General features: G+C 45.5%; 2 protein-coding genes. Both read right to left on the reverse strand.

The genetic code is table 11. From position 1 onward, the window contains the following. Positions 1-126: 126 nt before the first annotated feature. Complete coding sequence (locus IW510_RS21180; protein WP_202063191.1) at positions 127-876, reverse strand: WxL domain-containing protein; 750 nt, start codon at positions 874-876, stop codon at positions 127-129. Between the two features lie 41 nt (positions 877-917). Then, positions 918-1524: WxL domain-containing protein (locus IW510_RS21185; RefSeq protein ID WP_202063193.1), on the reverse strand; the 607-nt coding region annotated here is incomplete at its 5' end.

Below are 1524 nucleotides of genomic sequence, written 5' to 3' on the forward strand. Positions count from 1 at the left end.
CTACTTGTTGTATTTTTTTCACGCTGACAGTTCCTTTCTTTAAACGAAACAGAAGAGCCGATCGGCGGTCCAACCGTCGACCGGCTCTCTTCTGTTTACAAATTCATGTTACTGAATAGTTGTAGCTTATAATGGAGCGTCTGCCATTGTCCAAGTAACTTTAGCAGTGTATTGTCCTTTGAATTTCACAACATCACCAGGAACAAACAGTTTTACAGAGTTTCTGATTTCGTCTTCGCCGTTTGCACGGTTACCGAAAGCAACTTTGTATTGTCCGTATCCTTTATCTGCTTCTGTCATGCTGTAGAACAATTCTTGGTTGTTTAATGATAATGTTGCAGTTTTGCCAGCTGCCAAGCCTGTTTCTGAAGGCATGTTAGCAATACTTGCAGCAGTATCCGCACCAGCAATACGCATGTTAGAGTAAGTGATTGTTGCTCCGTTCAATGTTGAAGCTTCAGTTGCATGTGTAAATTGATCTGTCAATTCACCGTAGATGTAGTATTTACGAGTTGATGTTGAACGAACATCCTTGAAGTCTACGAAATGCTCATACGTACCTACAGATGAGCCGTAAGGTTTTACGTTGTATGTTTGGTCGCTTCCGTCTGAAAGAATTGCATGTTTTTCAAAGTCTAATGGAGTCGCCGCAACGATCGCCATTTCGTTTGTTGCTTCAGGGTTTACTGAGATTTCAGGAATCACAGTTGTTCCATCAGGTTCTACAACTGTTGGTAAAGATGTATCTTTTTCGAATTCAACAACGCCTTCTGTTTTCCAGTCGCTTTGTTCTGCTTTCGTTGCGCTTGGTACGACAATTGCTGCTCCGGCTACTGCTACTAATAAAGCAGCGCTTAATTTGTGTGTGTTTTTCATTTGTGTTTTCCTCCTAAGATATGTGTGTGTGGTTGTTGCATTTATGGCAACTCGGACAGGGTCCAAGTTAACACCGTAGTGTAAGGTACCGGGTCGATCATAATCTCCGTCGGTACAGATAGTGTAACCGCACTGTTTTTAGAAACAGGCTTGTTGTCAAAGGTGGGGTCCAGTACTTGATTGCCTTCGGCATCCAAGCTTGGGCTCAGCGTATTTGCCATGCCGTTGGTGTTCTCTGATGAGGCACCAAAGTTAATGGCCCATGTGCCTTCCCCTTTGTCTTTTCCGGCTTCCGCCAGGGTATAAGTGGCTCCGATATTTTCAATTCGGATGACCTCTTTTTTGACCGTTGGTCCACTGGCCTGTGGTCGAACAGAGTTTGCCCAAGAAGAATCGAAAGACAGTACCGCGCCCTTCAGCTGATGATTCAGCGTCTGGTTGTTGGTAAACTGCTCCTCCTGACGGACCTGTAAGGTCCAGCCTGCGCCCGTTCCACGGTAATCGGACACCTGCACAAAGTTGCCGCGTGCCGGCGTGTCGCCATGAAACAGCTGAGCATTGGCTGAAAACAGCCGTTCACTCTTGGTAATCTTGTTGCGGCCAAAATTCAGCGTCGGTACAAAATCAATCCGTAACGGACCGTCTGTA

It is taken from the genome of Enterococcus sp. BWR-S5, from assembly GCF_016745255.1.
GTDB lineage: Bacteria > Bacillota > Bacilli > Lactobacillales > Enterococcaceae > Enterococcus_L.

Bases quoted from the DNA above. Each gene is read 5' to 3' on its own strand.
- IW510_RS21180 (WP_202063191.1), bottom strand. From the start codon at position 876: ATGAAAAACACACACAAATTAAGCGCTGCTTTATTAGTAGCAGTAGCC.